This window comes from Cryobacterium sp. TMT2-15-1 (genome assembly GCF_004402345.1).
Lineage (GTDB): Bacteria > Actinomycetota > Actinomycetes > Actinomycetales > Microbacteriaceae > Cryobacterium > Cryobacterium sandaracinum.
Genome location: NZ_SOGD01000018.1, coordinates 25,688 through 38,625, shown reverse-complemented (window position 1 = coordinate 38,625; position 12,938 = coordinate 25,688). Strand labels below are relative to the sequence as shown.

At 66.7% G+C, this 12,938-nt stretch carries 12 protein-coding genes; 3 read left to right on the top strand and 9 right to left on the bottom strand.

Annotated features, from left to right (window positions below; genetic code table 11):
• Nucleotides 1-177 precede the first annotated feature (177 nt).
• The 4 genes from E3O62_RS03760 to E3O62_RS03745 form a co-directional block, all read right to left on the bottom strand.
• A complete protein-coding gene (locus E3O62_RS03760) occupies nt 178-2,142 on the bottom strand; it encodes an ABC transporter ATP-binding protein (RefSeq protein ID WP_134395718.1) in 1,965 nt (654 codons plus the stop codon).
• Nucleotides 2,139-3,872 carry an ABC transporter ATP-binding protein gene (locus E3O62_RS03755; RefSeq protein ID WP_134397587.1) on the bottom strand — a complete coding sequence of 578 codons (1,734 nt, stop codon included), beginning with the start codon at nt 3,870-3,872 and terminating at the stop codon, nt 2,139-2,141. The genes E3O62_RS03760 and E3O62_RS03755 overlap by 4 nt, the downstream gene beginning before the upstream one ends.
• Nucleotides 3,873-3,880: 8 nt before the next feature.
• Nucleotides 3,881-4,471: a TetR/AcrR family transcriptional regulator gene (locus E3O62_RS03750; RefSeq protein WP_134397586.1), complete on the bottom strand. Its 591-nt coding sequence runs from the start codon at nt 4,469-4,471 to the stop codon at nt 3,881-3,883.
• A gap of 68 nt (nt 4,472-4,539) precedes the next feature.
• Nucleotides 4,540-5,502 carry an aldo/keto reductase gene (locus E3O62_RS03745; RefSeq protein WP_134397585.1) on the bottom strand — a complete coding sequence of 321 codons (963 nt, stop codon included), beginning with the start codon at nt 5,500-5,502 and terminating at the stop codon, nt 4,540-4,542.
• Between the two features lie 83 nt (nt 5,503-5,585).
• On the opposite strand from E3O62_RS03745, the gene E3O62_RS03740 reads away from it, so the two are divergent.
• From E3O62_RS03740 to E3O62_RS03730, 3 genes are all read left to right on the top strand, one after another.
• Entirely contained in the window at nt 5,586-6,704 is a 1,119-nt protein-coding gene (locus tag E3O62_RS03740; protein ID WP_198410577.1) for a N(5)-(carboxyethyl)ornithine synthase, read from the top strand.
• Nucleotides 6,705-6,800: 96 nt separating this feature from the next.
• Nucleotides 6,801-7,301 (top strand): methylated-DNA--[protein]-cysteine S-methyltransferase, encoded by a 501-nt coding sequence (locus E3O62_RS03735; RefSeq protein WP_134397584.1) that lies wholly within the window; start codon nt 6,801-6,803, stop codon nt 7,299-7,301.
• A complete protein-coding gene (locus E3O62_RS03730; RefSeq protein ID WP_134395728.1) occupies nt 7,298-7,918 on the top strand; it encodes a DNA-3-methyladenine glycosylase I in 621 nt (206 codons plus the stop codon). The genes E3O62_RS03735 and E3O62_RS03730 overlap by 4 nt, the downstream gene beginning before the upstream one ends.
• 498 nt (nt 7,919-8,416) lie before the next feature.
• Here E3O62_RS03730 and E3O62_RS03725 read toward each other — a convergent pair whose 3' ends face one another.
• The 5 genes from E3O62_RS03725 to E3O62_RS03705 are packed head-to-tail and all read right to left on the bottom strand — an operon-like array spanning nt 8,417 to nt 12,871.
• Nucleotides 8,417-9,397, bottom strand: coding sequence for a malate dehydrogenase (locus tag E3O62_RS03725; protein ID WP_134395762.1), 981 nt, complete (start codon nt 9,395-9,397; stop codon nt 8,417-8,419).
• 44 nt (nt 9,398-9,441) lie between these two features.
• The gene (locus tag E3O62_RS03720) at nt 9,442-10,212 is read right to left on the bottom strand and encodes a YaaA family protein (RefSeq protein WP_134397583.1); all 771 of its coding nucleotides are present in this window, start codon (nt 10,210-10,212) and stop codon (nt 9,442-9,444) included.
• Between the two features lie 5 nt (nt 10,213-10,217).
• The gene (locus E3O62_RS03715; RefSeq protein WP_134397582.1) at nt 10,218-10,484 is read right to left on the bottom strand and encodes a F0F1 ATP synthase subunit epsilon; all 267 of its coding nucleotides are present in this window, start codon (nt 10,482-10,484) and stop codon (nt 10,218-10,220) included.
• 2 nt (nt 10,485-10,486) lie between these two features.
• Nucleotides 10,487-11,950, bottom strand: coding sequence for a F0F1 ATP synthase subunit beta (gene atpD, locus E3O62_RS03710; protein ID WP_104099706.1), 1,464 nt, complete (start codon nt 11,948-11,950; stop codon nt 10,487-10,489).
• Between the two features lie 18 nt (nt 11,951-11,968).
• Nucleotides 11,969-12,871 carry a F0F1 ATP synthase subunit gamma gene (locus E3O62_RS03705; protein WP_104099705.1) on the bottom strand — a complete coding sequence of 301 codons (903 nt, stop codon included), beginning with the start codon at nt 12,869-12,871 and terminating at the stop codon, nt 11,969-11,971.
• Nucleotides 12,872-12,938: the final 67 nt, after the last annotated feature.

Sequence of the window (12,938 nt, the reverse complement as noted above, 5' to 3'; positions counted from 1 at the left end):
CACCGCCCCAAACCACCCACCCTGCCCCGCCGCGTCTGCATCAACGACCCGCACCAAAAAACCATCCTCAACCTGTCTCACACAGGTTGACAAATACCGTCTGGGGCCGCTTTGGGCAAAATGTCCGTCGAATTCGTTCCGGACGGAGCACCTGCGGGTCGGTCTCGGAGACGGCCCCTAGACCTCGTCGGCGACCGCCGCCGCGAACTGGGCGGTGTAGAGGGCGTGGTACGCGCCAGTCGTTGCCAGCAGTTCCTCGTGCGTGCCCTGCTCGACGATCCGGCCGGCCTCCATCACCAGGATCAGGTCGGCGTCCCGAATCGTGGAGAGCCGGTGCGCGATCACGAAGCTGGTGCGCTCGGCGCGGAGGGCGCTCATCGCTTTCTGCACGAGCACCTCGGTGCGCGTGTCGACCGAGCTGGTCGCCTCGTCCAGGATCAGCACGCTGGGCTTGGCGAGGAACGCGCGGGCGATGGTGAGCAGCTGCTTCTCGCCGGCGCTGACGTTGCTGCCCTCGTCGTCGAGCACGGTGTTGTAGCCGTCGGGCAGCGTGCGCACGAACCGGTCCACGTAGGTCGCGCGCGCTGCGTCCAGGATCTCCTTCTCCGTGGCATCCGGATGCCCGTAGGCGATGTTGTCGCGGATCGTGCCGCCGAACAGCCAGGTGTCCTGCAGCACCATGCCCATGCGTCCACGCAGGTCATCGCGGGTCATTCGGCGCACGTCCACGCCATCGAGCGTGATCCGGCCGGCGTCGAGCTCGTAGAAGCGCATCATCAGGTTCACCAGCGTGGTCTTTCCTGCCCCGGTGGGGCCCACGATGGCCACGGTCTGACCGGGCTCGGCCACCAGGCTGAGGTTTTCGATCAGCGGCTTGTCCGCCGTGTAGCGGAACGAGGCGTTCTCGAAGACCAGTCGGCCGTGGGCGGCCGTGGGGGCCTCGGCGCGCTCCGGGTCGGGGCTCTGCTCATCGGCGTCGAGCAGGGCGAAGACCCGCTCGGCGGAGGCGACGCCGGACTGCAGCAGGTTCGCCATCGACCCGAGTTGGGCCAGCGGCTGGGTGAATTGGCGGGAATACTGGATGAACGCCTGCACATCGCCGAGCTGCATGGCCCCGGATGCCACCTGGAGGCCACCGACGACGGCGATCCCGACGTAGACGAGGTTGCCGATGAATGTCATCGCCGGCATGATCAGGCCGCTGACGAACTGGGCGCCGAAGCTGGTCTCGTAGAGCTCGTCGTTCTTGGCTCGGAAGCGTTGCTCGACCTCCTTCCGGCGGCCGAACACCGTGACCAGGGCGTGGCCGGTGAAGGTCTCCTCGATCTGGCCGTTCAGCTCGCCGGTGTGGGTCCACTGGGCGACGAACAACTTCTGCGAGCGCTGGGCGATCAGGACGGTCGTGACCAGGGTCAGCGGCACCGTGACCAGGGCGATCAGGGCCAGGAGAGGCGAGAGCAGGAACATCATCACGATGACGCCCACCACGGTGAGCAGTGAGGTGACGGCCTGGCTCAGCGACTGCTGCAGGCTCTGTGAAACGTTGTCCACGTCGTTGGTGACACGGCTGAGCAGCTCGCCTCGCTGCACCGTGTCGAAGTAGCGCAGCGGGAGGCGGTTGATCTTCGCCTCGATCTCGCTGCGGAGCCGGAACACGGTACGCTGCACGACGCCGTTGAGCACATAGGCCTGCACGTAGGCGAACACCGAGGACAGCAGGTAGAGCGCCATCGCCCAGAGCAGCACGGTGGAGAGCATCGCGAAGTCGATGCCCTGGCCGGGCGTCAGCGTCATCCCGCTGAGCAGGTCGGCCCTGCCGGTGTCGCCGGAGGCGCGCAGCTGGTCGATCACCTGGGCCTGGCTCACCCCGGCAGGCAGGTCCTGGGAGATGACGCCGGAGAAGATCAGGTTCGTGCCCTCGCCGAGCAGACGGGGTCCGAGCACGGAGAACGTGACACTCGCGACGGCGAGAACCAGGACCAGACCGAGCCACAGACGCTCGGGGCGCAGCGTGCCGAGCAGCCGTTTCGCCGACGGGCCGAAGCTCATGGCCTTCTCGGCGGGGGCGCTCATACCGCCGAACGGACCGTGGCCGGGGCCCCGCGCGGGCGGGCGGGCCGAGGCCCCGGATGTCTGGCTCATACTGCTTCCTCCGCCGCCAACTGGGACGACACGATTTCCTGGTACGTCTCGTTCGACTCGAGCAGCTCGTCGTGGGTGCCGCGGCCGACGATGCGGCCGCCTTCGATCACCAGGATCTGATCCGCGCCGACGATGGTCGACACCCGCTGGGCGACGATCACCATGGTGGCACTGCCCGTGCCGACGGCCAGTGCCTGGCGCAGCCGAGCATCCGTCGCCAGGTCGAGCGAGGAGAACGAGTCGTCGAAGATGTAGAGTTCGGGCCGTTTGACCAGGGCCCGGGCAATGGCCAGGCGCTGCCGCTGCCCGCCGGACACATTCGTGCCGCCCTGCGCGATCGGGGCATCGAGTCCGTCCGGCATCTCCGCCACGAAGTCGCGGGCCTGCGCGATGGTCAGTGCCTCCCAGAGTTCCGCCTCAGTGGCGTCGGGCTTGCCGTAGAGCAGGTTGCTGCGCACGGTGCCGGAGAACAGATACGACTTCTGCGGCACCAGCCCGATGCTGCCCCAGAGCAGGTCGGGGTGGAGCTCGCGCACGTCCACCCCGTCGACCCGCACGCTGCCGTTGGTGGCGTCGAAGAGGCGCGGCAGCAGGTTGACCAGGGTGGTCTTGCCCGAACCCGTGCTGCCGATGATCGCGGTGGTCTGCCCCTGATGCACGGTAAAGCTCACGCCGGAGAGCACCGGCTGCTCGGCGCCGGGGTAGGCGAAGCCCACGTCCACGAGTTCCACCTCGCCGCGGCCGACACTGTCGACGACGGGGTGGCGCGGCGGGCGCACGCTGGACTCGGTCTCGAGCACCTCGCCGATCCGGTCGGCCGACACGGTCGCCCGCGGGATCATCACGGCCATGAACGTGGCCATCATCACGGCCATCAGGATCTGCATCAGGTAGCTGAGGAAGGCCACCAGGGTGCCGACCTGCATGGACCCGTCCTCGATCCGGAACGCCCCGAACCAGATCACGGCCACGCTGGAGACGTTCAGGACGAGCATGACGACCGGGAACATCAGGGCCATCAGGCGGCCGGCCTGAAGGGCGGTGTCGGTGACATCCGTGTTCGCCTTGCCGAACCGCACGGACTCGACGTCTTCGCGCACGAACGCCCGGATGACGCGGATGCCCGTGAGCTGTTCCCGCAGTACCCGGTTCACCGTGTCGATGCGGGTCTGCATCAGGCGGAACAACGGCACCATCCGCGCGATGATCAGCCCGACCGCGATCAACAGCACGGGCACGCTCACGGCGATCAGCCAAGACAGCTGCACGTCCTGCCGGATGGCCATGATCACGCCGCCGATGGACAGGATCGGTGCGGTGACCATCATGGTGGCGGTCATCAGCACGAGCATCTGCACCTGCTGCACGTCGTTGGTCGACCGGGTGATCAGCGACGGGGCGCCGAACCGGGTGACCTCCTGCTCGGAGAACTCGCCGACCCGGGAGAAGACAGCGCCGCGCAGGTCGCGTCCGAGCCCCATGGCGGCCTTCGCGCCGAAGTAGACGGCGACGATCGCGCACACGATCTGGAACAGGGTGATCAGCAGCATCAGGCCACCGATGCGCAGGATGTACTCGGTGTCTCCCGTGGCGACGCCCTCATCGATGATGTCGGCGTTGAGGGTGGGCAGATAGAGCGAGGCGATCGCCTGGGCCAGCTGGAACACGACGACGGCCGCCAGCAGCCGCCGGTACGGCCGCAGGTATGTCACGAGCAGTTTTCGGAGCATCGGATCTCCTAGCGGGGGGCGTTCGGCGGCGTCGGGGAGCCGATGATGCCGTAGAGGATGAGGGCGGTGAGCTCATCGTCGTCGAAGTCGGGGCCGGCCGTGATGTGGGGCACGGATGCCGCAAGCGCGATCATCCGGATGACCTGCCCTGCCCGCTCCGGGGCAACCGTGAGGCGCAGGAGGTCAGGCGCGAGCACGTCGGCGAGCAGCACGGTGAACTCGTGCGCGACGTCGTGGGTGTGGGGTCTGCCCATCGAGCCCACCGCCGTCATCAGCGCGAAGACCTGCGCGAAGCGGCGGCGTAGCAGGGAGACCATGGCACGCACCCGTTCCTCGAGCGGGAGCTCACGGTCGAGCGCGGCAAGTTCGAGACGGAACGGCTCGGGGTCGAGCTGACGGTCCATGGCCGCCCGGAGCAGGTTGTCCTTGCTGTCGAAGGCTCGGAAGATGGTGCCCTCGGCGATCCCGGCACACTGGGCGATCTGCCGAGTGGTGACGGTCTGACCGTGCTCGATCAGCAGCGGTGTGACCGCGTCGAGGATCATCGACTGCCGGTCCTCGACGGATAGGGCCTTCGCGCGCGCAGGTTTGACGGACATCCCCCCAATCTATCTGAGTGAGCACTCACTCACAAGGTGGATGGGTGTTCGGGTTCCAGGAGGACGGTTCAGGCGAAGAGGTCCGAGATCCAGGCCACATCCTCGGGCGACGGCCTCCACGCGCTGCCCTCGGTGGCGTTCTGCAGGATCTGTTCCGGGCGGGTCGCTCCGGCAATGACGCTGGTGAGCCCCGGCTGGGCCAACAGCCAGGCGAAGGTGGCGGCGAGCATGGTCACGCCGCGCTGGTCGCAGAACGCTTCGTACCTTTCGATAACGTCCCAGGGCGCGTTCCGGGTCAGGTGCGGCCGGACCATCATGATGCGGCTGTCGGCGGGGCCGCCCGCACGGGAGAACTTGCCGGTGAAGAGCCCGTTGTAGAGGGGGAAGAAGGGCAGGAAGCCGAGCCCGTAGGCATTGACGGCCGGCAGCACCTCGTCTTCGGCGTCACGCACCAGCAGGCTGTACTCGTTTTGCGCCGAAACGAACCGCGGATGCCCCGTCAGCCGGGCGGTGAACTCCGCCTCGGCGATCTGCCAGCCGGCCAGGTTGGAGTGGCCGATATAGCGCACCTTACCCTCGCGGATCAGGTCGTCGAGGGTCTGCAGGGTCTCCTCGATCGGGGTGTTCGGGTCAGGCTGGTGCAGTTGGTAAAGGTCGATCCAGTCGGTCTGCAGGCGCCGGAGGGACGCCTCGACGGCCAGTCGGATGTAGCGACGTGAGCCGCGGGCACCCCAGTCGGGTCCGTTCCGACCGTTCATGTCCATGCCGAACTTCGAGGCGAGCACGATCTGGTCGCGCTTGCCCCGCAGCGCGTAACCCATCAGCGTCTCGCTGAGGCCGCGTTCCGCGCCGTAGATATCGGCAGTGTCCAACAGGGTGATCCCGGCGTCGACGGCCGCGTTGACGACGGCGGTGGTTCCGGCCTGGCTCTCCGTCGCGGTTCCGGCGCGTCCGAAATTGTTGCAGCCCAACCCGATCGTGGACACCATGAGCCCCGAATTGCCCAGTCTGCGGTACTCCATCTGCTCCATCCCTCCACATTAGGCTCGCCGGCCTGTGCTAGACAGGACTCAACCACGAAGGGGTACCAGTGAGTCGTTTCACACTCGGAGTCATGTCCCGTTCCGGTAAGCCGAATGAACGGCGCTTGCCCATTCATCCGTCACATGTCGAACGGATCGATCCGGACCTCCGGGAGCGGATGTTCCTCGAGCGCGGCTACGGCGAGCAGTTCGGCGTGTCGGACGAGCAGCTGGTCCCGCTCGTGGGAGGGCTGCGCTCGCGCGCGGACCTCATCCGGGAGTGCGACGTCATCCTGCTCGCCAAGCCTCTGCTGGCGGATGTCGCGGCGCTGCGCGATGGACAGGTGCTCTGGGGCTGGCCGCACTGCGTGCAGGATGAGGAACTCACCCAGCTTGCCATCGACAAGCGGCTGACCCTGATCGCGTTCGAGGCGATGAACCACTGGACCGGAGGCGGCGAGTTCCACCTGCACGTGCTGCACAAGAACAACGAGCTCGCGGGGTATTGCTCCGTGCTGCACGCCCTGTTCCTGATCGGTTCGACGGGCGACTACGGCCGCAAGCTGCGTGCCGCGGTGATCGGTTTCGGGGCCACCGCCCGGGGCGCCGTGACGGCGCTCAACGCCCTCGGTGTCTACGACGTCACGGTGCTGACCAATCGCGACGTGACCGCGGTCAGTTCCCCGATCCACTCCGCCCAGATCGTGCAGCTCGACCACGGCGACGGCACGAACGGGAACTTCGCCCTGCCGGGAAACGAACGGGTGCCGCTGCCCGAGTTTCTCGCCGGCCACGACATCATCGTGAACTGCGTGCTGCAGGACCCAAACGCCCCGCTCATCTTCCTGAGCGACGACGACCTCCCGATGGTGGCCCCGGGGTCGCTGATCATCGACGTGTCCTGTGACACCGGCATGGGTTTCAGTTGGGCGAAATCGACGACGTTCGACGAACCGACCTTCCGGGTCGGCACCAACGTCACCTACTACGCGGTCGACCACAGCCCGTCGTACCTCTGGAGCTCCGCCACCTGGGAGATCAGCGAGGCGTTGTTGCCGTACCTGCGCGAGGTCCTTGCCGGCGAGGTCGCCTGGACCGCCAACGAGACCCTTCGGCGGGCCATCGAGATCCACGAGGGGATCATCCGGAATCCCAACATCCTGGCATTCCAGCACCGCTCCCCCGAGTATCCCCACACTCGGCTCGCCTGAAGCCGGCCGGTTCCTCCCCAGCCCGGCCCGGCGTTGTTCCCACGCCAGGTCCGAAACCCGCGCTGTGCGCAGGGCGCCGCCGACTACAGTCGAGGCATGACGACCATCGGAACCTTCCTGATCCGGCTGCCCAGCCCCATTGGGCGGCTGGAACTCACGAGTGACGCCGAGCGCATCCTCTCCCTCTCCATCGAACGCGACGGATTGCTGCCCCTCGACGAGACCCCGGAAGCCCCGTCGCCCCTGCTCGACCGGGCCGCGCGCCAATTGGCGGAGTATTTCGGGGGCACCCGCACGGTTTTCGACCTGCCCGTGGCGCCGAGCGGGGGCACTGCGTTCCAGCAGGGCGTCTGGCAGCGACTGTCCGAGCTCGGTTTCGGCGAGGCGACCTCGTACGGCGAGCTGGGACGATCGCTGGGCAAGCCGGGGTCCGGCCGGGCCGTGGGCGGCGCCGTCGGGGCGAACCCCGTTCCGATCCTGATCGGCTGCCACCGGGTGCTCGCCGCCGACCGTCGCATCACCGGCTACAGCGGCGGCAGCGGAGTGCCCACCAAGGTCTGGCTCCTCGACCACGAGGGCATCGAGCACCGCTCATGAGCACCCCGGCGACCGGCGCGCTGCCAGCCGAGGCCACGACATCCGCCTCACTGAAGCTCGGTGACGACGGGCTCGCCCGCTGCGGCTGGGTCGGCGGCGACCCAGAATACCAGCGCTACCACGACGAAGAGTGGGGGCGACCGCTCCGGGACGAGAGGCTGCTGTTCGAGAAGCTGTGTCTCGAGGGGTTCCAGGCCGGCCTGTCCTGGATCACCATCCTGCGACGTCGGCCGGCCTTCCGGGCCTCCTTTTACGACTTCGACGTCGACCGCGTGGCCGTGATGGACAACGTCGACGTCGCCCGGCTCCTCGGGGATGCGAGCATCATCCGGCACCGCGGCAAGATCGAGGCCGCCATCCGGAACGCCCAGGTCACCCGTGACCTCGGCGAGAGCCTGACCGAGCTGATCTGGAGCTTCGCGCCCGAACCCCGTCGCCACCGGCTGCGGGAGCGCGGCGAGGTCCCGGCGACCACACCGCAATCGATGGCACTGAGCCGGGAGTTGCGCACCCGGGGCTACACGTTCGTCGGCCCCACCACCATGTACGCCCTGATGCAGTCGGCCGGCCTCGTCGACGACCACCTGAGCGGATGCCATCGGTCGAACGACGCCTGACCACCCCAACGCCGACGGCTGACGCTATGCCGACCGCCGCCCTGCCAGCCGCCACGCTGCCAACCGCCGCCCTGACTGCCACGGGCTGCCCGACCGCGGGCTGCCCGACCGCGGGCTGTTGTGCGTGAGGTGCTCCTCGAGGCGAGTAAGTCCTGAACGATTGGTTCTGGCGCGCCCGCACTTCAGCCCTGACTGCACCGTGTGGACGCCGTTCATCACGGGCGGAGCGCCGTGTCCGGTGTCGAACCAATTCGACGGAGATTCTGCCGAAAATGAGCATATTTCTGGGATTTAGGGGATATTCGGGCGGAATCTCCGTCGAATTCGTTCGGGACGAAGTCGCCGCGAGGCCTCGGACTCAGACATACGGCGGTCGGAGCGCACGTTCATCCCCTCCGACTCGCGGTCACGTCTCTCCGACGTGGTCATCGAAAACGACCGCTTCGGAGCCCCCAATCCGCGAATCCTCATCGCCCCCAGCCTTCGGGACTCGCGCGTCTATCGGAGGGACGGCAACAGGCCGAATGCGCGTACGGCCTCGCGCTCCTCGATCAGCTCAGCGACAGACGCGTCGATCCTCGCCCGCGAGAACGCGTTGATCGCCAGGTCCGGCACGATCTGCCAGCGGCCGTCGACAGCCCGAACCGGGAAGGAGCACACGAGCCCCTCCGGCACGCCGTAGGAGCCGTCGGAGCTGACGCCCGCCGAGGTCCACCGCTCACCGGTCCCGTTGACCCAGTCGTAAACGTGGTCGATGGCTGCGCTGGCCGCGGAGGCCGCGGACGATGCACCGCGGGCCTGGATGATTTCGTAGCCTCGGTTCGCCACTCGGGGGATGAAATCGTCGACGAGCCAGTCCTGCGCCACCAGCTCGGAGACCGGACGTCCCCCGGCGGTGGCGTGGAAGACATCCGGGTACTGACTGGCGGAATGATTGCCCCAGATGGTGAGACCGTCGAGTTCGGCGACGTGCACCTGCAGCCGGCTTGCTAGCTGAGCGATGCCGCGGTTGTGGTCCAGTCGCGTCATGGCGGTGAACCGGTCGGCGGGGATGTCGGGGGCGAAGGCACTAGTCACCAGGGCGTTGGTGTTGACGGGGTTGCCCACGACCAGCACGCGCACGTCGGATGCCGCGCCCGCGTTGAGGGCGGCCCCCACCGGACCGAAGATGCGGCCGTTGCTTTCGAGCAGCGCGACGCGCTCCATGCCGACGGCTCTAGGGCGGGATCCGACCAGGAGGGCGATGTTGACGCCGTCGAAGGCGCGCACGGGGTCTTCGGTGACCGTCACGGAGCGCAGGAGAGGGAACGCGCAGTCCTGCAGTTCGAGGGCGGTGCCCTCGGCTGCTGCGCGCCCCGAGGGGATCTCCATCAGGGTCAGGTTGACGGGAACGGTCGGGCCGAGGAGGTCTCCGGACGCGATCCGGAAGAGCAGCGAATAGCCGATCTGTCCGCCGGCGCCGGTGACGGTGACATTCATTGGTGTGGACACGAAAGCCAGCCTAGGGCCGGAATGTGCCCGCGTCAGCCTCGGGTTGCGACAACCTCGGCGGCGACGACCAGATTCAGTTCCCGGACCGCTCCCGGGCGCAAATCGAAGCCTGCCCCCGGTGCCCAGTCGAGCAGCTCTACGGCGGTGTCGAAGGACCGACCGTGCCGGATCAGAGCCCGGGTGAAGTTCCCCTTGGCCGTCTTGTTGAAGTGGTTCACGGCTCGCGTCTGGCCGTCCGCCGTCTCCGTGACCACGCGCAGAAACACCGCGTCGGGCCGCACCGGCGCGGGGCCGAGCGCCACGTACCCGTTCGAGCGGAGATCCAGCAGGAGCCCCGCTGACCCCGCCAGAACGCAACCCACAGCGCCCGCCCAGTGCTTCTTCAGCGGCAGCTCCGGCAGCCTGGAATCGCAGGACAGCCGGTAGGCCGGGAGGAGATCGAGAGCGCCGACCGGCCCGAACAGGGCGGAATGCACGAGGACGTTCCGGCCTGCCCAGTCGCGTTCCAACGGGGACAGGCTGGCGGCGTCGAGGGCGTCATAGACGACGCCGGTGTACCGGTCGATGGCCGGCATTGTGGCGGCGGAGGACAGCACGCGATTGCGCTCCACCTCCGCGGACTGCGTGCGACCCAGTCTTAGGGCCGACATCATCGCATCCGGATGCTTCGCAAGCGACTGCAGCGCACGCACAAGTACCCGCCGCTTGGGTCCAAGCGACGGGTACGTGAGGCTCTGCAGGTCAAGCGGTAATTCGATGCCCCCGTGACGTTTCGTCTCGGACGGCGGCAGAAGGATCAGCACACTGACTAAACGAGTTCTGCCTTGCGAGCGACGATCGTGACCACATTGTTGGCGACCGACAGGAAGCCGTCCGCCGCCTCGGCGACGATTTTCTCGCCGCCGCTCAGGGTCACGCGCACCTCACCGCTGGCCAGGATGGCCAGCATGGGCTCGTGCCCGGGGAGGATTCCGATCTGGCCTTCGACGGTGCGGGCGACAACCATGCTCGCCTCGCCGGACCACACCTCGTGGTCCGCCCCGACGACGCTGACCTTGAGCGAAGAATCGGCCATGACTAGTCGTTCTCCTTCTGGATTTTCGCCCACTTCTCTTCGACGTCGGCGATGCCTCCGACGTTGAAGAAAGCCTGCTCGGCCACGTGGTCGAAGTCACCATTGGCAATCGCCGTAAAGGATTCGATGGTGTCCTTAAGCGATACCGTGGACCCCTCGACGCCCGTGAACTTTTTGGCCATGTAGGTGTTCTGCGACAGGAACTGCTGGATGCGGCGTGCGCGGGAGACGGTGACCTTGTCTTCCTCGGAAAGCTCGTCGACACCGAGGATCGCGATGATCTCCTGCAGTTCCTTATTCTTCTGCAGAATCGCCTTGACGCGAACGGCCGTGTTGTAGTGATCGGCACCCAGGTAGCGGGGGTCGAGGATACGGCTGCTCGAGGTGAGCGGGTCGACGGCCGGGTAGAGGCCCTTCGAAGCGATCTCACGCGACAGCTCGGTGGTGGCGTCGAGGTGGGCGAACGTGGTCGCCGGGGCCGGGTCGGTGTAGTCGTCAGCAGGCACGTAGATGGCCTGCAGCGACGTGATCGAGTGGCCACGGGTCGACGTGATGCGCTCCTGCAGGATGCCCATCTCGTCGGCCAGGGTCGGCTGGTAGCCCACAGCGCTGGGCATACGGCCCAAAAGGGTCGACACCTCAGAGCCAGCCTGAGTGAACCGGAAGATGTTGTCGATGAAGAGCAACACGTCCTGCTTGGCAACATCGCGGAAGTACTCGGCCATGGTGAGCGCGGAGAGGGCGACGCGCAGACGCGTCCCCGGCGGCTCATCCATCTGGCCGAACACGAGGGCGGTCTTGTCGAAGACGCCCGCCTCTTCCATCTCGTGGATGAGATCGTTGCCCTCACGGGTGCGCTCACCGACACCGGCGAACACGGACACTCCACCGTGGTCCTGCGCGACACGCTGGATCATTTCCTGGATCAAAACGGTCTTGCCGACGCCGGCACCACCGAACAGGCCAATCTTTCCACCCAAAACGTACGGGGTGAGCAGGTCAATGACCTTGATGCCGGTCTCGAACAGCTGCGTCTTGGATTCCAGCTGGTCGAAGGGCGGTGGCTTGCGGTGGATGGGCCAGCGCTCAGTGATTTCGATCTTCTCGCCGGGCTCCGCATTGAGCACCTCGCCAATGGCGTTGAACACGCGCCCCTTGGTAACGTCCCCGACGGGAACCGTGATGGGCGAGCCGGTGTCCCGGACCTCCTGGCCACGAACCAGACCGTCGGTCGGGTTCAACGCGATGGCGCGAATGAGGTCGTCGCCCAAGTGCTGGGCAACCTCGAGCGTGATCACGGTCGACACATCACCGATGACGATGGTGGTCTTCAATGCGTTGTACATGCCCGGAATCGAGTCGTGCGGGAACTCGATGTCGACGACCGGGCCCGTGACCCGGGCGATCCGGCCCACGGCCACGGTCTCGACCGGTGCATGGACTGGCGCGGTTGCGGTGTCAGTCATAGCTCTCTCTTCTCTGGTTTAGTGCTTGGCGGATGAGAGCGCGTCGGCTCCACCCACGATCTCGGAAATCTGCGACGTGATCTCGGTCTGCCGGGCGTTGTTGGACAGCCGGGTGTAGTCCTTGATTAGCTTGTCCGCGTTGTCGGAGGCCGATGACATGGCCTTCTGACGTGCGGCGTGCTCGGCTGCGGCGGACTGCAGCATGGAGTTGAAGATACGGCTCTCGATGTAGACGGGCAGGAGCGAGTCCAGCACCGTTTCAACGTCCGGTTCGAACTCATAGAGTGGCAGGACCTGGTTGTCACCAGGCTCCTCACCGCCCTCCACGACCTCGAGGGGAAGCAGCCGGACAACCTGAGGAAGCTGGGTGACCATGCTGACGAACCGGTTGTAGACGACGTGGATCTCGTCGACGCCACCGTCGTCCGCTTCGCGGAGGAAGGCCTCGAGCAGCGCGTCGCTGATATCGCATGCGGTCTCGTACTGCGGCTGATCGGTGGAACCGGTCCAAATGCGCTCGGAGACGCGGCGGCGGAAATTAAAGTACGACGCGGCCTTGCGACCCACCAGGAAGTAGACGATGTCCTTACCCTGGCTGCGCAGCAGCTCGCTGAGCGATTCGGCCTCACGCAGCACCTGCGAGCTGAACGCCCCCGCGAGACCACGGTCGGAGGCGAAGATGACGACCGCAGCGCGCTCGATCTTCTCCGGTTCGGTCGTGAGCACGTGGGCGACATTCGAGTACGTCGCTACCGCGGACACCGCCTGCGTGACGGCACGAGCGAACGGGGTTGACGCGGCGACGCGAGCCTTGGCCTTTTGAATGCGCGAGGCAGAGATCAACTCCATGGCCCGAGTGATCTTCTTAGTCGTCTGGGCAGACTTGATCTTCTGCCGGTAGACCCGAAGTTGCGCTCCCATGTGTCTCCTGTGCTTCCTTGTCAGTGCTGAATTGGTGCGGGCGATCGAGTGATGCCGGCCGCGCCCC